The organism is Krasilnikovia sp. MM14-A1004 (genome assembly GCF_047159485.1).
Classification (GTDB): domain Bacteria; phylum Actinomycetota; class Actinomycetes; order Mycobacteriales; family Micromonosporaceae; genus Actinoplanes.
Window position 1 is genome coordinate 2,180,589 of record NZ_AP038773.1, and the last position, 18,893, is coordinate 2,199,481.

Here is an 18,893-nt window from a genome sequence, read left to right on the forward strand (position 1 = left end):
CCGGGCCGGTACCCTCGGTGCCGATGGAATCCGACGGGCTGTTTCCACTGACCGGGCCGGGGGCCGTGCGCACCGCCGCCCCGGCCGGTGCCGAGCCCATCGGGTTCACCACCCCCGCCCCGGATTCGCCCCTGCCCGTCCGCATGCGCCCCGCCGGCATCGACGAGCTGGTCGGCCAGGAGCACCTGCTGGCCCCCGGCGCGCCGCTGCGGCAGCTGGTCACCGGCCGTACCCCGATGTCGGTGATCCTGTGGGGGCCGCCCGGCACGGGCAAGACCACGATCGCCCACCTGGTCGCGGGCGCGACCGACCGTACGTTCGTGGCCATGTCGGCGCTGTCCGCCGGAGTCAAGGACGTGCGCTCGGTCATCGACACCGCCCGGCGGGCCCGCCGGGCCGGTGGGCCGCCCACGGTGCTGTTCATCGACGAGGTGCACCGGTTCAGCAAGACCCAGCAGGACTCGCTGCTGGCCGCGGTCGAGGACCGGACCGTGACGCTGCTGGCGGCGACCACGGAGAACCCGTACTTCTCTGTCATCTCACCGCTGCTGTCCCGCTGCGTGCTGCTCACGCTGCACGCGCTCACCGAGGACGACGTGCGGACGCTGGTGCGGCGCGCGGTGGCCGACGAGCGCGGCCTGGCCGGCGCGGTCGCCCTCAGCGCCGAGGCAGAGGAGCACCTGGTACGGCTGGCCGGCGGCGACGTACGCAAAGCGCTCACCGCCCTGGAGGCCGCGGCCGCCTCCGCCCGGGCGGTCGGGGCCACCGAGATCGACCTGGCCACCGCGGAGCGTGCCGTCGACGTGGCAGCCGTCCGTTACGACCGCGACGGCGACGCCCACTACGACGTGACCAGCGCCTTCATCAAGAGCATGCGCGGCAGCGACCCGGACGCCGCACTGCACTGGCTGGCCCGGATGCTGGTCGCGGGGGAGGACCCCCGGTTCATCGCCCGCCGGATCGTGATCTTCGCCAGCGAGGACGTCGGCATGGCGGACCCGCAGGCGCTGCTGGTCGCCACCGCGGCGGCGCAGGCCGTGCAGCACGTGGGTCTGCCGGAGGCACAGCTCAATCTCGCGCAGGCGGTGGTGCATCTCGCCACCGCGCCCAAGTCGAACCGCGTCACCACGGCCCTGGGGGCGGCGTTGTCCGACGTGCGGGCCGGGCGCGGCGGGGCCGTCCCCGCGCACCTGCGCGACGCGCACTACCCAGGGGCACGTGGTCTTGGTCACGGTACGGGCTACCGCTACCCCCACGACGACCCACGGGGAGTTGTTACTCAGCGCTATGTGCCGGATGATCTGATCGGCGCGGAGTATTACCGACCCACCGACCACGGCGCCGAGCGGGCGGTCGGCGAGCGGTTGCCCCGACTGCGCAGAATCGTGCGGGGAGAGCGCGGACCGTCGGCCGAACCAGACGCGGGCGAACGCGGCGACGCCGCCGGAGGGGAACAGCTGTGAGAGCGCGCGGTGCCGACGGGCCCGACGACGAGACCGGCCAGCGCAACGAGCAGGCCGGCCGGAGCCGTCGGCGATTCGGGCGTGGCCGGCCCGAGCCGGTGACGCCCGAGGAGGTGCCGCAGGAGGAGACCGGCTGGCTCGACGACCTGCGTACGGCCAAGGAACAGCGCAGTGCGATCGGCCCCGGCGCCGCCCCGGGCGAGGCCCGCAGCAGCAAGTCAGGCCGGACCGCTCCGGGCCCGGACGACGCCGCCGCGGGGCCCGCACCGTTCGGACCGCCGGGCGGCGACGCCGGGGTACGCCCGGTCAGCCCGCCGTCCCCCGGGGCCACCAGTGGCGCGCCGACCGGTGCCGCGACCCGCGGTCCGGGCGCCCGCGAGACCGGCCGCGCCCGCACCTGGCAGGACGGCTCCGGCGAGTACCCCACCACCGGCGGCTGGCCCGTCGTCGAGCCGCCCGCGAACCCCGGCCGACGGCAGGGCCCCTCGGCCGCCCCCGCCTCGCCCGGCCTGCCCGGCGCTCCCGCCGCACCGGTCGCCGGTCCGCCCGGCATGCGCGGCCCGGCCACCGCACCCGCCCCGCGTTCCGCTCCGGCTACCGCACCCCGTTCGGCGCCGCCCGCCGGATCGATGCCCCCGCCCGGTTCCATGTCCCCGCCCGGTTCCATGCCCCCGCCGGGGGGCGTGCCGCCCGAGGGTCGGTCCCGGTCCGGCGAGGCTGTCCCCGGCGGCCCACGGGATCGGCAGGGCGTGCCGGTGGCACCGCCGCGCCCGCAGACCGAACGCGGGCCGGGCCACGGGCGCCGCCAGATCGAGCCGGGCCGCGGCGGCCCCTCCGATCTCGTCCAGCCCGCTGCGCCGGTCTCACCGCACGCGGCCCCCCCGGTGCCACTGTCCGGCAACGCACCCGAACTGCCCGCGCCCCGCGGGGGTCGCGCGGCGCCCCAGTCCCGCGGCCGTCGAGCGGCAGCGGAGCCGCCGGCCGGTCCGGCGCCCGGCGCGGGTCCCGCGGCCCGGCACCCGGCCCACGAGACACCGGCTGCGCCGTCGGCTCACCGGCCCGCCGGACACGCCCGGCCCGAACCGGCGGGTGGCGGCTTCGCGCCCGCCGCATACCAGCCCGACGGCGGCCCGCGCCACGAGTACCCGCTGCCCGACCACCGCGAGGGCGGCGCGATCCGGCCGGTCTCCGCGGTGCCGGGCGCCGACAGCACCGGCTTCGGATCCCGGAACGCGGCGGCGGGCACCCGTGGCCGCCCGCCGGGCGCCCGGCAGCCCGTGGACGGTCCCCGTGACGGCGGCGGGCGCCACGGCCTGCCCGAATCCGGCCCGCACGGCCCGGCGCCGGAGCCACCGGGGCAGCGGGGGAGCGGGATTCAGCCCGGTCGCCGCGGCCGCCCCGGTGACCAGCGCCCCAGTGACCAGCGCCCCAGTGACCAGCGCCCCAGTGACCAGCGCCCCAGTGACCAGCGCCCCGCCGCGCTGCCCGGGCCCGCCCCGCGGTCCCCGGCCGGCCGCCAGGCCCAGCTGCCGCCCGGCCACCCCGGACCGTTCCCGGCCGGCCAGCCCGGCGAGTTCCCGCCCGGCCAGCCTGTCCCGCCCGGCGCTCAGCCGGGACGTGCGCCCGGTCCCCGGACCGGGCGGGCGGCCGGTCAGGCCCGTCCGGCCGCGGAGGCCGTCGCGCCGCCGGTCGTGCCGGGCCGCGAAGGAGTACGCAGTCCCGCCGTGCCCGGCCGCGCCGGAGCCATGGCGGGCAACACCTCGGGCGCGATCCCGCGCACCGCGGACACGCCCCGCACCGGCGGTACGGGTCGCCGGGGAGGGCGCGCCGGTGCACCCGGCCGCGCCCCCGCGCCACAGCCCGGCCGGCCCGGCGCGGGCGGGCAGCCCGGCGCGGCAACCGGTCAGAGCGCCGGTCGCGCGGTCGCCCGGCCACCCGGCCCGGTGGTCGGCTCGGCCAGCCCCGCGGCGCCCGGCATCGCCCCGTTCCCGGGCGATCAACCGCCCCGGCACGGTGGCGCAGAACATCCGGAGCCGACGCCCCGGCACGGCGGCGCAGGGCACCCGGAGCCGACGCTCCGGCACGGCGGCGCGGAGCACCCGGACTCGGCGCCCCGGCACGGCGTGGCGGAGCGTCCGTCGGGGCTGGCTGCCGCGCCCGCCGCCGGCCGGGTGCCGTCGGCCCGCCCCGGCGCCGCGCCGGTGTCACCTCCCGCCACACCCGAGCGCGCCCTCCGACCCGGTGAGGGTCCCCGGCCGGCTCTGCCTCCGGGCCAGGCGGCCAGTCGCGCGCTGCCTCCGGGCCAGGCCGCCAGTCGCGCCCTGCCTCCGGGCCAGGGGGCCGGCCGGGCGCTGCCGTCCGGTCCGGCGCCGGCCGGGGCCCTGCCGCCGAGCGAGGCGACCGGTCGTGCCCTGCCCGCGGGCGAGACGCCCGGCCGGGTGACCGGTGCCGCCTCGGTCGGCGCGCCCAGCCGCGCGCTGGATGCCGCGCCGGCGCCGGGCCGCGCCCAGGTCACCGGTGGCACGGCGGCACCGGCTCGCGCGTCCGCCCCGGTCGGCACCGCGTCCGCCGCGGTGGGGACGGCGTCCGCCGCCGTCGGCGCCGCGTCCGCCCGTACGATGCCGCCCTCGTCTCCCGGCGGCGCCGCAGCCCCGACCCGGCCGGCGGCGCCGAGCGGCGGCGCGAACCGCCCGCCGGTACGGCAGTTCGCCGCGGGCGCGCCCGCGGCGGCGCTCGACAACCTGCGCGAGGCCCGCTCCGAACTGCGGCAGAAGATGCGCACCCAGCGGCGCCTGCGCGTCGTCACGCTGATGTCGCTGGCCGTCGTGGTCCTGGGCGTGTTGCCGCTGATCTTCGGCATCCGCTCGGCCACCCGCGACCCGGTCTTCAACTCGCTGGACGCGCTGCAGGTGCCGTCCTGGGCCGCGGCGCAGGTCAAGGACCGCAGCAGCGGCAGCCAGTGGTGCTTCATGGACTGCCGGTTCCGCGAGCGCACCGCCCAGTCGCAGCAGCCGTACCAGGAGACCACCAAGGCGTATTCGACGGCCCTGTCGTCGGCCGGGTGGCAGCGCTGGAAGGTCGACGAGTGCCCCGAGCAGCCCGTGACCAACGGCAGCTACACCTGCTGGCGGCGCGACGAGTTCACTCTGGACCTGTGGGTCGGGCCGCCCGCGTGCGCGATCGACGCGATCGCCGCCCAGGACTCGGCGGTGCTGCCGTCGACCGGGCCGGACGGTGTGGTGCCCACCACGGACCCGAAGAAGTGCACCGGTTCGAGCGTCAGTATCAAGGTGCAGAACGCCATCACGGACCTGCGTGGCAAGAAGGAACCGGCGCCGAACCCGTCGCTGGTCGGCGAGACACCGGACCCGGTTCTCAGTGATGATCCCCTGTTGGAGCCGACACCCTCCCGGTCGTGACACGTATCGGTGATGACGGACGGTAGGGTCTGCACGGTTGCATTAGCCGTACACGGCCGCCAGTAGAGGAGACGCGTTCATGAACGCCGGAGAAATCGCAGGGCTGATCGCGGCGGGCGCGTTCCTGATGCTCGTGCTGGTGCTCGCCGTACCGATTCTGAAGCTGCGGCACACGGTGGACGCGGCGACCCGCGCCATCAACGACCTGACCGACCGCACCGGCCCGCTGCTCGGCAACGTCAACGAGACCGTGGAGAACGTGAACACGGCCCTGGGCCAGGTGCAGGTCTCTTTGGACGGTGTCAACATCCAGCTGGCGAAGGTGGACGCGATCACCGGCGCCGCGCAGAGCATCTCGGCCAACGTCGCCAATCTCGTGGCCGTCGTGTCCGCCGCCGCCGCGAATCCGCTGGTCAAGGTCGCGTCGTTCGGCTACGGCCTGCGCAAGGCCACGGCCGCCCGGCGGCACGCCGAGGAGGAGCGCGAGGTCCGCGAGACACTGAAGCGGCGGCGCCGGGCCGCCCGCTGAGCCGACTCCCGATCATTTGCGGCCGTCCGCGCCCCACCGCGCGGGGCCGGGCCGCGGAGAAAGGAACGCCGCCATGAAGCGTCTGCTCTGGCTGGGCATCGGACTCGCGGTCGGCGCGGTCGTCGTCCGCAAGCTGACCCGCAAGGCCGACGAGTTCACCCCCTCCGGCATCGCCGCCTCCCTGTCGCAATCCGCTGGCGGCCTCGTGGAGTCGCTGCGAAGCTTCGTGGAGGACGTCCGCGAGGGGATGGCCGAGCGCGAGGAACAGATTCACGAGGCCTTCGCGGCCGGTGAGCTGATCGACGATCAGCTCACCGACCTCATGGAGGACGACGACGGTACGCAGGGGCGACACGCCCAGAAGGGGTCATGATGAGAACGGCGGAGATCAAGCGGCGCTATCTGGCGCATTTCGAGGCCAACGGGCACACGGTCGTGCCGAGTGCCCCGCTGCCGGCCATCGACGACCCGAACCTGCTGTTCATCAACGCCGGCATGGTCCAGTTCGTGCCGTTCTTCCTGGGCCAGCGGACGCCGCCGTACCAGCGGGCGGTCAGCGTGCAGAAGTGCATCCGTACCCCGGACATCGACGAGGTCGGCAAGACCTCGCGGCACGGCACGTTCTTCCAGATGAACGGCAACTTCTCGTTCGGCGACTACTTCAAGGCGGGTGCGATCCCCCTCGCCTGGGAGCTGTCCACCAAGCCGGTCGAGCAGGGCGGTTTCGGCCTGGATCCGGAGCGGATCTGGGCGACGGTGTACCTCGACGACGACGAGGCCATCGACATCTGGCGCCGGACCGGCCTGCCCGCGGAGCGGATCGTGCGCCGCGGCAAGAAGGACAACTTCTGGTCGATGGGCATCCCCGGCCCCGCGGGCCCGTGCTCGGAGCTGTTCTACGACCGCGGCCCGGCGTACGGCGCGGAGGGCGGCCCGGAGGTCGACGAGGACCGCTTCCTGGAGTTCTGGAACCTGGTCTTCATGCAGTACGAGATCACCGACGTGAAGTCGAAGGAGGACTTCACGATCGTCGGGGATCTGCCCGCGAAGAACATCGACACCGGCATGGGCCTGGAGCGCATCGCGTCGATCCTGCAGGGCGTCGACAACCTGTACGAGATCGACGAGGTCCGGCCGATCCTGTCCCGGGCGGCGGAGCTGACCGGCAAGACGTACGGGGCGCACTCCGGGCATGCGGCGAACCAGTCGCACCCCGACGACGTGCGCCTGCGGGTGATCGCGGACCACGTACGCACCGCGCTCATGCTGATCGGCGACGGCATCGTCCCCTCCAACGAGGGCCGCGGGTACGTGCTGCGCCGCATCATGCGCCGCGCGATCCGGGCGATGCGCCTGCTCGGCTGGCAGGGCGCGGCGCTGCCCGAGCTGCTGCCGGTGGCGCGTGACTGCATGGCGCCGTCGTACCCGGAGCTGGCGGAGGAGTTCGGCCGCATCTCCACCTACGCGTACGCGGAGGAAGATGCGTTCCTGTCGACGCTGCGGGCGGGCACCACGATCCTGGACACCGCGATCACGGAGACCAAGACCGCGGGCGGCGCCACGCTGACCGGCGCGCAGGCGTTCCAGCTGCACGACACGTACGGGTTCCCGATCGACCTGACCCTGGAGATCGCGGCCGAGCAGGGCCTGCAGGTCGACCAGGAGGGTTTCCGGCGGCTGATGGCCGACCAGCGGGCGCGGGCGAAGGCGGACGCGGCGGCGCGCAAGACCGGCCACGCGGACCTGTCGGCGTACCGGGCGGTGCTGGACGCGGGCGGCCCGGTGGAGTTCACCGGGTACGCGGAGGTGTCCCGCGAGTCGCGGATCCGCGCGGTGCTCGGCGGCGGCGCCAGTGTGGCGGCGGCGGGCGAGGGCGAGTTCGTCGAGCTGGTCCTGGATTCGACCCCGTTCTACGCGGAGGGCGGCGGCCAGCAGGCCGACACCGGCCTGATCAACGTGGGCGCGGGCCAGGTCGAGGTCGTCGACGTGCAGCAGCCCATTCCGGGCCTGATCGTGCACAAGGCGCGGGTGATCCGGGGCGAGGTGCGCGCGGGCGAGGCGGGCTTCGCGGAGATCGACGTGACCCGGCGCAGGGCGATCTCGCGGTCGCACACCGCGACCCACCTGATCCACCAGACGATGCGGCACTTCCTCGGCGAGTCGGCGACCCAGGCGGGTTCGCTGAACGCGCCCGGCCGGTTGCGCTTCGACTTCAACACCCCCGGCGCGGTGCCGCAGGCGGTGCTGCACGACGTCGAGCAGCAGGTCAACGAGGTGCTGCTGCGTGACCTGGAGGTGCACGCGTTCATCACCAGCCAGGAGGAGGCGCGCCGGCTGGGCGCGATGGCGCTGTTCGGCGAGAAGTACGGCGACGAGGTGCGGGTCGTCGAGGTCGGCGACTACGCCCGCGAGCTGTGCGGCGGCACCCACGTGTCCCGTTCCGGGCAGCTCGGCCTCGTCAAGGTTCTCTCCGAGTCGTCCATCGGCTCCGGCGTACGCCGGGTCGAGGCGCTGGTGGGCATCGACGCGTTCGGGTTCCTGGCCAAGGAGCACCTGCTCGTCTCCCGCCTGGCGGAGCTGTTCCGGGTGCCCGGCGACCAGGTCGCCGAGCGGGTCGAGCAGACCGTGACGGCGCTGCGCGACGCGGAGAAGGAGCTGGAGAAGCTGCGCGCCCAGATGGTGCTGGGCGGTGCGGCGGCGCTCGCGGGCCAGGCGAAGGACCTGCGCGGCGTCGCGTACGTGGGCACCGAGGCGCCCGAGGGGGCGGCCGGCAACGACGTCCGTACGCTGGCCCAGGAGATCCGCGGCAAGATCGACGCGGCGCGCCCGGCCGTGGTGGCGGTCGCGTCCCGTGCGAACGGCAAGGCGTCACTCATCGTGGCGATCAACGCCGCCGCGAAGAGTCGTGGGCTGTCCGCGGCCGATCTCGTCAAGGGCGCCCTGTCCGGGCGCGGCGGCGGGAACGCCGACCTCGCTCAGGGCGGCGGCGTTCCGGCCGATCAGGTGTCATCCCTGTTGACAGCGGTAGAGAAGGCGGTCGGCGACGCTGCGTGACGCTGGAGAGGGTGGCCCGATGATGGCACCGCCGCGGGGTAGGCGGCTGGGCGTCGATGTCGGTAAGGTCCGTGTCGGGGTTGCGATCTGTGACCCCGACGGGATCCTGGCCACACCGTTGGTCACGGTGTCCCGGGACATGGGGGCGGCCGCCGATTCCGTACCCGCCGACATAGCCGAGCTCAGGCGCCTCGTGGAGGAGCACGGGGCGGTGCAGATCGTGGTGGGCCTCCCGGTGCGCCTGTCGGGCGCCGAAGGGGCTGCCGCGGTAGACATTCGTGCGTACGCTGACCGGCTGGCACGTGCCGTCGGAGACGTGCCCGTCGTTCTGACGGACGAAAGGATGTCGACCGTGGTGGCAACTCGAAGGCTGGCCGAACGGGGCGTGCGTGGACGGCGCCAGCGGGCGGTGGTCGACCAGGCGGCCGCCGTGGAGATCCTGCAGAGCTGGCTGGATGCGCAGCGGAGGCAGACACGATGATCGACGAGCTGGATCTGGCGTTCGACGAGAAGGCCGATCGCACCAAACCGCGACACCGGCGTTCCCGCGGCGGCAAGGGCAGGACGTCCGCCGCGTTCCTGTTGACCTTCGTGCTGCTGGCGGTCCTCGGCGGCGGCGTGTACCTGGGCTACAACAAGGTGCGCGACTTCTTCACCGCGGCCGACTACGACGGCCCCGGCACGGGCACGGCGCAGGTGCAGATCAAGGAGAGCGCGACCCTGACGGACATGGGCAACGCGCTCGTCGACGCGGACGTGGTCAAGAGCACCGCCGCGTTCGTCAACGCCGCCGACGCGAACCCGCAGGGCCACAACATCCGCTCGGGCACGTACAACCTGCGCAAGCAGATGGCCGCCAAGGACGCCGTGACGCTGCTGCTGGACCCGAAGTCGCGGGTGAGCACCGGGGTCACCATCCCGGAGGGCAAGACCGCCAAGCAGGTGTACGCCCTGCTGTCCAAGGCCACGAACATTCCGGTCAAGGACTTCGAGGAGGCCGCGAAGGACCCGGTGGCGCTCGGCGTGCCCGCGTTCTGGTTCAACCGGACGGACGGGCAGAAGCCGGCCCGCTCTATCGAGGGCTTCCTGTTCCCCGACACGTACGAGTTCCAGCCCAAGGGCACCGCCGAGCAGGTGCTGCAGACCATGGTGGCGCACTTCCTGAAGGTCGCCGAGAAGATCGACTTCGTGAACACGGTCCAGAAGGAACGCAAGATCAGCCCGTACGAGGCGCTGACCGTGGCGTCGCTGGCCCAGGCCGAGGCGGGCAACGAGGCGGATCTCGGCAAGGTCGCCCGGGTCGCGTACAACCGGATCTACAGCGGCAGCTTCCCGTGCAGCTGCCTGCAGTTCGACGTCGGGATCAACTACTACTACCAGCTCACCGGGCGGCCGACGAAGCCGTCGAAGGACATGACGCTGGCCGAGCTGACCGACCCGAAGAACCCGTACCGGACGCACAACAAGCCGGGCCTCACGCCCACGCCGATCAACAACCCGGGCCAGGCGGCGCTGGAGGGCGCGATGAAGCCGCCCGCCGGCCAGTGGCTGTACTTCGTGGCGATCGACAAGCAGGGCCACTCGGCGTTCGCGACCACCCTCGACGGCCAGCGCAAGAACGAGGCGATCGCCCGCAAGAACGGCGTTCTGTGACGGCTGAGCGGTTCGGCGCGCGCCGCGCCGCGGTGTGCGGCAAGCCCATCGGTCACTCGCTGTCCCCGGTGATCCACCGCGCCGGGTTCGCCGCGGCGGGCCTGAGCGACTGGTCGTACGAGGCCATCGAGTGCGCCGAGGTCGAGCTGCCGGGCCTCGTCGCGGGCCTGGGCCCGGAGTGGGCCGGGCTGTCGCTCACCATGCCGCTCAAGGAGGCCGCCCTCGCGCTCGCGGCGGAGGCGTCCCCCGCGGCCACCGCGGTCGGTGCGGCGAACACACTGGTCCGCCGCCCGGACGGCAGCTGGTACGCCGACAACACCGACATCTCCGGCATGGTCCGCGTCCTTCGTGCCGCCGGACTCGACGAGGCCACCGCGCCCGGAGGCGGCCGCGCCCGAGCCGGCTCGCTCCTTTACGGCGCCTCGCCCACGGTGACCATCCTCGGCGGCGGCGGCACGGCCCGCGCCGCGCTGGGCGCGGCCGCCGCGCTGAACGCCTGGGACGTCACCGTGGTGACCCGGCGCCCGGAGGCTGTCGAGGAACTGCGGCCGGTGGCCGGGAAGCTCGGGCTCAACCTGCGGGGTGTGCCGTGGGCGGACGCTCCGCGCACGTTCGACGTCGACGCGGTCGTCTCCACCGTGCCCAAGGGCGCCGCCGACGAACTGGCCGCAGCGGTCACCTGGCAGCCGCTGACCGTACTGTTCGACGCCATCTACGACCCCTGGCCGACCCCGCTGGCGGCGTCGGCCGCCGCCGCCGGACTGCCGGTGGTCTCCGGCCTGGATCTGCTGCTGGCCCAGGCACTCGGCCAGTTCGAGCAGTTCACCGGCGTGCGGCCGGCCCCCGAGCCCGCCATGCGCGAGGCCCTGCTGGCCGCCGCCGCCCAGCGCTGATCATGGGGCGGAGTCGGCGCGTTCTCGCCGTGCACCGGGTTCGTGCTGCCGCCGCGGGCGCAGCGTGGTCGTGATGACCAGCGCCGATGCGGCGAAGCCCAGGACCACCACCCCCATGGGTACGCCGGTGCCCGCATCGCCCACGCCGGCCAGGGGAGCGGCGACCGCGGCGACGACGGACTGGATGCCGCCCAGCAGCGCCGCCGCCGTACCGGCCCGCTGCGGGTAGCGGTCCAGCGCCAGCGCCGTACCGTTCGGCATCACCATGCCGATCGACGCCACCACGACGAACAGTGCCGCCGCCAGCCCGACCAGGCTGCCCAGCGCCGCCGCGACCAGCACACCCACCGCGGCGCAGGTCTGGGTCACGAAGGCGCTGACGAGCAGCCGGGTCGGCGTGAACCGGTCGAGCAGCCGCCGGTTCGCCTGGCTGAGCGCGATCAGCCCGGCCGCGTTGAGCCCGAACAACAGGCTGAACGCGGTCGCGGAGATCCCGTACCCGTCCTGGAAGACGAACGACGACCCGGAGATGTACGCGAACATCGCCGCGAACGCGCACCCCTGCCCCAGCGCGAACGCGAGGTAGCCGCGGTCGGTCAGCAGCCGGCCCGCCACCCGCGCGGTCTCGGCCAGCCCACCCCGCGCCCGCCGCTCCGGCGGCAGCGTCTCCGGCAGCCGGGCCGCCACGAGTGCCGCCAGCAGCGCGGCGATCGCGCCCAGCGCGACGAAGATGCCCGGCCACGCGCTGACCCGCAGCACGGCGCTGCCCAGGGCGGGCGCCGCGATCGGCGCCACCCCGAAGATCAGGGTGAGCTGGGAGAAGAACTTCGCGGCGGCCACACCGGAGTACAGGTCACGCACCACCGCCCGGGCCACCACCACCCCGAACCCGCCCGCCAGACCCTGCAGCAGGCGCAACGCGACCAGCACGGGCGCGGCCGGGGCCAGCGCGCACAACAGCGAGACCAGTGCGTACGCGGCGACGCTGAAGACGATGGGGCGGCGCCGGCCCCACCGGTCGCTGAGCGGGCCCCCGACCAGCTGCCCGAGGGCCAGCCCGATCAGGCAGGTGGTGAGCGAGAGCTGCACCTGCGCGTCCGGCACCCCGAAGTCCGCCGCGATGGCGGGGAAGGCGGGCAGGTACATGTCCAGCGACAGCGGCCCGATCGCGGTGGTCAGCCCGAGCATCACCACGAGCAGCGGGCCGTGCGGTGCGGCGGGCTTGGTGATCGATGCGGGCACGTCCCGCACGGTACCCCCGGTCCTCGGCGGCAATCCCGCTGGAGCCGCGGGTGGTCGTCGGCCGCGGGCCCCGGCTGGGGTGGCCGCAACGCCGCCGGGCCGTCGTCGGCCCCGACATCCGTCGCGGTCCGCAGGGCGGGACGCGGGCGGGCGGGTGCACGGCGTGCTGCTGCGGCGTGCCACACTGTGACCCGTGTTGCGCTGGTTGACCGCAGGTGAGTCCCATGGCCCGGCGCTCGTCGCCCTCCTCGAAGGTGTGCCCGCCGGGGTGCGGGTGACGAGCGATGACATCCGTCGCGATCTCGCCCGCCGTCGCCTCGGCTACGGCCGCGGCGCGCGCATGTCGTTCGAGCAGGACGAGGTCGAGATCATCGGTGGCATCCGGCACGGGCTCACCCTGGGCAGCCCGGTCGCGATCCGGGTGGGCAATTCCGAATGGCCCAAGTGGCGTACGGTCATGGCCGCCGACCCGGTCGACCCGGCGGAGCTGGCGGCGCAGGCGCGCAACGCCCCGCTGACCCGGCCCCGCCCCGGCCACGCCGACCTGGCCGGCATGCAGAAGTACGGGCACACCGACGCCCGGCCGATCCTGGAGCGCGCCAGCGCCCGGGAGACCGCCGCCCGGGTGGCCGTCGGCGCGATCGCCAAAGCCCTGGTCCGGCAGGCCCTCGGGGTGCAGATCGTCTCGCACGTCGTCGAGCTGGGCTCGGTGGCCGCCAAGGTCGGCCTGGTCCCGGTGCCCGAGGACGCCGAGCGCATCGACGCGGACCCACTGCGCTGCGTCGATCCCGAAGCCAGCGTGCGGATGGTCGCCGAGGTCGACGCGGCCAAGCGGGACGCCGACACGCTGGGCGGCATCGTCGAGGTGCTGGCGTACGGGGTACCGCCCGGTCTCGGCTCGCACGTGCAGTGGGACCGCAAGCTGGACGCCCGCCTCGCCACGGCGCTGATGTCGATCCAGTCCGTCAAGGGCGTCGAGATCGGCGACGGCTTCACCCAGGCCCGCTCCCGCGGCTCCGTGGCGCATGACGAGATCATCCCGACCCCCGACGGCGTACGCCGGGTGACCGACCGGGCCGGCGGCCTGGAGGGCGGCATCACCAACGGCGAGTACCTGCGGGTCCGGGCGGCCATGAAGCCGATCTCCTCGCTCAACCGCGCCCTGCAGACCGTCGACGTCGCGACCGGCGAACCCGCCACGGCCATCAACCAGCGCTCCGACGTCTGCGCGGTGCCGGCCGGTGCGGTGGTCGCCGAGGCCATGGTGGCGCTGGTGCTGGCCGAGGCGGCCACGGAGAAGTTCGGCGGTGACTCCGTGACGGAGATCCGCCGCAACCTCGCCGGCTACCTCGACGGACTGCTGATCCGCTGATGGCTCCGGTCTGCGTGCTGGTCGGCCCGCCGGGGGCCGGCAAGTCCACGGTCGGTCAGGCGTTGGCCGATCTGCTCGCGGTGCCGTTCGCGGACACGGACGCGCTGATCGAGGCGACGGCGGGCAAGTCCATCCCGGACATTTTCGTCGAGGACGGCGAGCCCGCGTTCCGGGCGCTGGAACGGGTCGCGGTGGCCGACGCGCTCACGGGGTTCGACGGGGTTCTCGCCCTCGGCGGCGGCGCGATCATGGACGACGGCACCCGGGCGGCGCTCGGGTCGCACGCGGTGGTCTACCTGTCCGTCGAGCTGAGCGACGCGGTGAAGCGTGTCGGGCTCGGCGCGGGACGCCCCATGCTGAGCGTCAATCCACGAGCGACCCTCAAGTACCTGATGGATCAGCGCCGCCCGCTGTACGAGTCCGTGGCCACGCACACGGTCGCGACGGACGACCGCACCCCGGCGGAGATCGCCGAGCTGCTGGCCGCCCGGCTCGGAAGCTGACCCACCGTTCCTGCGCCGCCCGCAACGGTGCGGGCCGCCCGGCGTGCTGCCGGGCGGCCCGTGTTCGTTTGCCGTTCTATGGGTCAGGCGATCTTGACGTTGAAGATGGGGTTGGCGGCGAGGGTGCGGAACGCGGCCAGGTTCTTCTTGGTGGAGTCGATGCTGATGTCGCGGTCGCCCTGGTCGTCGTGCTTGGTGTCGAAGTACACGATCGCCTTGATGTTCGGGCGCTTGGCCAGCTCCGGCAGCACGCTGTGGTAACCAGCGGTCTTGTCGACCGGCTTGCCGATGCGGTGGTACACGCCCCACTCCGCGATCATGATCGGCTTGCTCGCGTGCTGCGTGCTGGCCCAGTCGTACCAGCCCGGGCTGCCCTTGCCGTTGGCCTTGCGGTCGAGCAGGTCACCGAACTGGCCGTAGTGGTAGTAGCCCTTCTCCGCGGAGACGTAGGAGTCCAGGCCCATCCAGTCCACCACGTCGTCGCCGGGGTACAGATCCGCCCACCACGACTGCGCCATCCACTTCTCATTACCCATGTACGCCATCACGTTGATCGCGTTGTCCACACCCTGCGCCCTCAGCCGCTGGATCGTGTGCCGGTACATCGCGGCGAAGTCCTTCGCCTCCATGCCGGAACCCTTCCGCGCGACCACGTCGTTCTCCGGCTCGTGGTTGAGCACCAGGAAGAACTTCTGCGGGTAGGTGGCCTTGATCCGCTGCGCGAACCGGTCGATCCGGGCGTCCTGCTCACCCGCTGCGACCTTCGCCCAGGTGGAACCGTAAGCAATCTTCCAGTTGACCAGCAGCACCCGCGGGTGCGCCGGGTCCTGCGTCATCGCGATCTCGGACTTGGTCGGGAAGACCTCGTCACCCTTGTGGTACGTGTGGAAGATCGACGCGTCCCGACCGGACAACTGCTCCCACTTCTTCAACTCCGCATCACGCGGCGCAGAAGTGAACCCACCCGCGGCCGCGCCCCACAGCACCCCGCAGGACGGCACGAGCTTGTCGCCGGTGACGCACTCCTGCGCCAGCTTCTTCTTCGGCTTCGCCGAGGAGGCGGGGGCGGCGTGCGCGGCACCGGCCGCACCGATCACGGCGGTGGTACCGGCCAGCATCGCACCGAGCAGGGTGACCAGCTTCTGAACCTTGCGCCCCACAGTGAATCTCCCCCGTCTTGGGCCGGCCACGTCGCCGGTCACATGAAGAAGATTCGGTGTCGTTCGGAGCGCCTCCGGGTCCTGGAAGGTTTCTTAACGGTTGCGGCTCATACTTTCGTCTTGGTCGCCGCTCCAGCCGGACGATAGAGCCCCCGCCGAACAGCGCCGCAGTGCCGAGAGGGGGCCTGGTAAGGGCGGAAGGCGGGCCTCCAGCCGACGCCGTCGCATGGACGGCCAAGAGCCTGCCGAGCCGTCCCGTTCCATCCGCGTCATCAGTGGGGCGCAGCGCCTGACATCTCGTGGTCGTGAGCGCGCCCGGGCCCGCCGCTGGTGCCCCCATGACGCGTCATTAGGCTCGGCGTCGATGGACGACGTGACCCGAATCCCCGTGGCCGGTGACCGGCCGTATGACGTGCTGGTCGGACGCGGGCTCGGGCCCGCCCTGGCGCCGCTGCTCGACGGGGCGGTACGCGCGGCCGTCCTGTACGCGCCACCGTTGCAGAGCCGGGCCACGCTCCTCGCGGACGAGCTGTCCGCGGCGGGCCTGCGGCCGAGCCTGCTGCCCGTACCGGACGCCGAGGCCGGCAAGACCGTCGAGGTCGCCGCCCGCTGCTGGGACGCGCTCGGCGAGGCAGGTTTCACCCGCACCGACGTGGTGATCGGGGTGGGTGGGGGAGCGGTGACCGACCTGGCCGGTTTCGTCGCCGCCAGTTGGCTGCGCGGGGTCCGCTGGGTGCCGTGGTCGACCTCGCTGCTCGGCATGGTCGACGCGGCCGTGGGCGGCAAGACCGGCATCAACGTCGCCGCGGGCAAGAACCTCGTGGGCGCGTTCCATCCGCCCGCCGGGGTGCTCTGCGACCTCGACATGCTGGACACCCTCCCGGACGGCGACCTGGTGGCCGGGCTGGCCGAGGTGGTCAAGTGCGGCTTCATCGCCGACCCCGCGATCGTCGAGGCGATCGAGGCCGATCCCGCCGCGGCCCGCGACCCGCGCGGCAGGGTCGTCCGGGAGCTGGTCGAACGCGCGATCCGGGTCAAGGCCGAGGTGGTCGGCGCGGACCTGCGCGAGTCGGGGCTCCGGGAGATCCTCAACTACGGGCACACGCTGGGTCACGCCATCGAGAAGCGCGAGGCGTACCGGTGGCGGCACGGGCACGCCGTGGCGGTCGGGCTGGTCTTCGCGGCCGAGCTGTCCCGCCTCGCCGGGCGGCTGGACGACGCCACCGCCGCCCGGCACCGTGCGGTGCTGGACCTGCTGGGCCTGCCCACCTCGTACCCGGAGCAGGCCTGGCCGGAGTTGCTGAGCGCGATGCGGGTCGACAAGAAGACCCGGGCCGACACGCTGCGTTTCGTGGTGCTCGACGGCCTCGCCAAGCCGGGCATCCTCACCGGCCCCGACGAGTCATTGCTGGCCCGGGCCTACCGGGCGGTGGCCACCGCGTGAGCGAGGGCCGCGAGCGCAGGCGAAAGGCAGGCACCGCGTGAGCGAGTGCACCGAGCGCCGCGAGGGCCGCGAGCGCAGGCGAAAGGCATGCACATGACGCGGGTGTACGTGCTCAACGGGCCGAACCTGGGGCGGCTGGGGACCCGGCAGGTCGACGTCTACGGCGTCACCTCGTACGCGGATCTGGTCACCATGTGCGAGGCGACCGGCGCCGAGCTGGGCCTGGACGTGCAGGTCCGGCAGACCGACGCGGAACACGAGATGCTGGCCTGGTTGCACGCCGCCGCCGATGAACAGGCCCCGGTCGTGCTCAACCCGGGCGCGTGGTCGCATTATTCGTACGCGGTCCGCGACGCGTGCGCGCTGCTGCGGGCCCCGCTGGTCGAGGTGCACATCTCCAACATCCACGCCCGGGAGGAGTTCCGGCACCACTCGGTGGTCTCGGCGGTCGCCACGGGCGTCATCGCGGGCCTGGGCGTCGAGGGCTACCGGCTGGCGTTGCAACACATCGCACGCAGGCCCGATTCGTCGGGTGACGTGCCGCGCCGGTAAACTTTTCGGGTCACTCCATCGCGTCAAGATCAAGGCAGGACATGGCGACTACGAACGACCTGAAGAACGGCCTCGTGCTCAACCTCGACGGCGAGCTGTGGGCCGTCGTGGAGTTCCAGCACGTCAAGCCGGGCAAGGGCGGTGCGTTCGTGCGCACGACGCTCAAGAACGTGCTCTCCGGCAAGGTGGTGGACAAGACCTTCAACGCGGGTACGAAGGTCGAGACGGCCACGGTCGACAAGCGCACGATGCAGTACCTGTACCAGGACGGCGACGACTACGTCTTCATGGACCTGGGCACGTTCGACCAGATCCACGTGCCCGGCGGCACCGTGGGCGAGGCGGCGAACTACCTGCTTCCCGAGGCCGAGGCGACCGTGGCGACCCACGAGGGCGTGCCGCTCTACATCGAGCTGCCCACCAGCGTCTTCCTCGAGGTGACCTACACCGAGCCGGGCCTGCAGGGCGACCGCTCGACCGGCGGCACCAAGCCCGCGACCGTGGAGACCGGCGCCACCGTGCAGGTGCCGCTGTTCATCTCCACCGGTGAGAAGATCAAGGTCGACACCCGCGACGGCCGTTACCTCGGCCGCAGCTGATGCCCGAGGCCCCCAAGCTGCAGATGCCCGCGCGTCGCAAGGCGCGCAAGCGGGCGCTGGACGTCCTCTACGAGGCCGACCTGCGTGATCTGCCGCCCCGCCAGGTGCTTGCGGGCTACCTGGAGCGCATCGCCAAGCCCCACCCGGATCACCTGGAGTACACCATCGGCCTGGTCGAGGGTGTCGCCGAGCACCTGGACCGGATCGACGAGCTGATCGCCAGTTACGCCGAGGGCTGGACGCTGTCCCGGATGCCCGTGGTGGACCGCAACCTGGCCCGCATCGCGGTGTACGAGCTGCTCTACGTGCCCGAGATCGACGACCCGGTCGCGATCACCGAGGCGGTCGAGCTGGCGAAGCAGATGTCCACCGATGACAGCCCGCGATTCCTCAACGGCATCCTCGGCCGCATCGCCGAGTTCACCAGCCGCTGACCCGTACGACCGACGGCCCGGACCATTGCTGGTCCGGGCCGTCGGTCTGTGCGGTGCTTCAGGAGGCGAAGAACGCCCGCGGGTCGGCGACCAGCACACCCTGCTCGGTCAGGCGCTCGATGAGGCCGGACGGCGAGATGTCGTAGACGATGGCCAGCGCGCGCAGGTCGTCGGCGCGGATGGAGAGCACCCGCCCGTTGTAGTCACCGCGCTGCTGCTGTATCGCCCGGGCGTAACGCGCCACGTAGGCGAGGTCCTCGCTGGTGGTGTCGTACAGCTTCTCGAGGTCGAGAACGATCTTGTTGGTGGCTTCGAGCCGGACCCCGCTGCCGTCGGGCAGCAGCTCCGACACGGGGACGCGGTAGAAGTCGGCGAGCTCGGCCAGACGGGACACGGTGACCGCACGGTCGCCGCGCTCGTACGAGCCCACCACGACGGCCTTCCACCGGCCGTTCGACTTCTCTTCCACGCCCTGCAGGGACAGGCCCTGCTGCTGGCGGATGGAGCGCAGGCGGGCGCCCAACGACTTGGCGTACTCAGACGGCATACGGTCACTCCCAGTGCTGTGCTGGCCCA

Annotated in this window: 17 protein-coding genes; 14 read left to right on the forward strand and 3 right to left on the reverse strand. The window is 73.1% G+C overall.

Features of this window, described 5'->3' with window-relative positions; all coding sequences use genetic code 11:
- Positions 1-23 precede the first annotated feature (23 nt).
- The 8 genes from ACMCNN_RS09965 (at position 24) to ACMCNN_RS10000 (ending at position 11,011) form a co-directional block, all read left to right on the forward strand.
- Complete coding sequence (locus tag ACMCNN_RS09965) at positions 24-1,463, forward strand: replication-associated recombination protein A (RefSeq protein ID WP_412745901.1); 1,440 nt, start codon at positions 24-26, stop codon at positions 1,461-1,463.
- Positions 1,460-4,882: a hypothetical protein gene (locus ACMCNN_RS09970; RefSeq protein WP_412745902.1), complete on the forward strand. Its 3,423-nt coding sequence runs from the start codon at positions 1,460-1,462 to the stop codon at positions 4,880-4,882. Before ACMCNN_RS09965 ends, ACMCNN_RS09970 begins: the two co-directional genes overlap by 4 nt.
- Positions 4,883-4,961: 79 nt before the next feature.
- A complete protein-coding gene (locus ACMCNN_RS09975; protein WP_412745903.1) occupies positions 4,962-5,411 on the forward strand; it encodes a DUF948 domain-containing protein in 450 nt (149 codons plus the stop codon).
- A gap of 73 nt (positions 5,412-5,484) precedes the next feature.
- Positions 5,485-5,784, forward strand: a complete 300-nt coding sequence (locus tag ACMCNN_RS09980; protein WP_412745904.1) for a hypothetical protein — start codon at positions 5,485-5,487, stop codon at positions 5,782-5,784.
- Positions 5,784-8,465: an alanine--tRNA ligase gene (gene alaS, locus ACMCNN_RS09985; RefSeq protein WP_412747116.1), complete on the forward strand. Its 2,682-nt coding sequence runs from the start codon at positions 5,784-5,786 to the stop codon at positions 8,463-8,465. The genes ACMCNN_RS09980 and alaS overlap by 1 nt, the downstream gene beginning before the upstream one ends.
- Positions 8,466-8,484: 19 nt before the next feature.
- Positions 8,485-8,946, forward strand: a complete 462-nt coding sequence (gene ruvX, locus ACMCNN_RS09990; protein WP_412745905.1) for a Holliday junction resolvase RuvX — start codon at positions 8,485-8,487, stop codon at positions 8,944-8,946.
- Positions 8,943-10,118, forward strand: coding sequence for an endolytic transglycosylase MltG (gene mltG, locus ACMCNN_RS09995; RefSeq protein WP_412745906.1), 1,176 nt, complete (start codon positions 8,943-8,945; stop codon positions 10,116-10,118). Before ruvX ends, mltG begins: the two co-directional genes overlap by 4 nt.
- 32 nt (positions 10,119-10,150) lie before the next feature.
- Positions 10,151-11,011 (forward strand): shikimate dehydrogenase, encoded by an 861-nt coding sequence (locus ACMCNN_RS10000; RefSeq protein ID WP_412747117.1) that lies wholly within the window; start codon positions 10,151-10,153, stop codon positions 11,009-11,011.
- Here the strand turns inward: ACMCNN_RS10000 and ACMCNN_RS10005 are convergent, their stop codons facing one another.
- A complete protein-coding gene (locus ACMCNN_RS10005) occupies positions 11,012-12,199 on the reverse strand; it encodes a multidrug effflux MFS transporter (RefSeq protein ID WP_412747118.1) in 1,188 nt (395 codons plus the stop codon).
- 247 nt (positions 12,200-12,446) lie between these two features.
- Between ACMCNN_RS10005 and aroC the strand changes: the two genes are divergently transcribed.
- On the forward strand, positions 12,447-13,625 hold the full coding sequence (aroC, locus tag ACMCNN_RS10010; RefSeq protein WP_412745907.1) for a chorismate synthase: 1,179 nt from the start codon (positions 12,447-12,449) through the stop codon (positions 13,623-13,625).
- A complete protein-coding gene (locus tag ACMCNN_RS10015; protein WP_412745908.1) occupies positions 13,625-14,128 on the forward strand; it encodes a shikimate kinase in 504 nt (167 codons plus the stop codon). Before aroC ends, ACMCNN_RS10015 begins: the two co-directional genes overlap by 1 nt.
- An 83-nt stretch (positions 14,129-14,211) precedes the next feature.
- On the opposite strand, the gene ACMCNN_RS10020 is transcribed toward ACMCNN_RS10015, so the two are convergent.
- Complete coding sequence (locus ACMCNN_RS10020) at positions 14,212-15,288, reverse strand: glycoside hydrolase family 26 protein (RefSeq protein ID WP_412745909.1); 1,077 nt, start codon at positions 15,286-15,288, stop codon at positions 14,212-14,214.
- A gap of 364 nt (positions 15,289-15,652) precedes the next feature.
- On the opposite strand from ACMCNN_RS10020, the gene aroB reads away from it, so the two are divergent.
- The 4 genes from aroB (at position 15,653) to nusB (ending at position 18,317) form a co-directional block, all read left to right on the forward strand.
- Complete coding sequence (aroB, locus tag ACMCNN_RS10025; RefSeq protein WP_412745910.1) at positions 15,653-16,732, forward strand: 3-dehydroquinate synthase; 1,080 nt, start codon at positions 15,653-15,655, stop codon at positions 16,730-16,732.
- Between the two features lie 93 nt (positions 16,733-16,825).
- Entirely contained in the window at positions 16,826-17,284 is a 459-nt protein-coding gene (aroQ, locus tag ACMCNN_RS10030; RefSeq protein ID WP_412747119.1) for a type II 3-dehydroquinate dehydratase, read from the forward strand.
- A 41-nt stretch (positions 17,285-17,325) separates the two neighbouring features.
- Entirely contained in the window at positions 17,326-17,883 is a 558-nt protein-coding gene (efp, locus tag ACMCNN_RS10035) for an elongation factor P (protein WP_412745911.1), read from the forward strand.
- A 23-nt stretch (positions 17,884-17,906) separates the two neighbouring features.
- Positions 17,907-18,317, forward strand: coding sequence for a transcription antitermination factor NusB (nusB, locus tag ACMCNN_RS10040; RefSeq protein ID WP_412747120.1), 411 nt, complete (start codon positions 17,907-17,909; stop codon positions 18,315-18,317).
- A gap of 58 nt (positions 18,318-18,375) precedes the next feature.
- Here the strand turns inward: nusB and ACMCNN_RS10045 are convergent, their stop codons facing one another.
- Complete coding sequence (locus ACMCNN_RS10045; protein ID WP_130508115.1) at positions 18,376-18,864, reverse strand: transcriptional regulator; 489 nt, start codon at positions 18,862-18,864, stop codon at positions 18,376-18,378.
- Between the last annotated feature and the right edge of the window lie 29 nt (positions 18,865-18,893).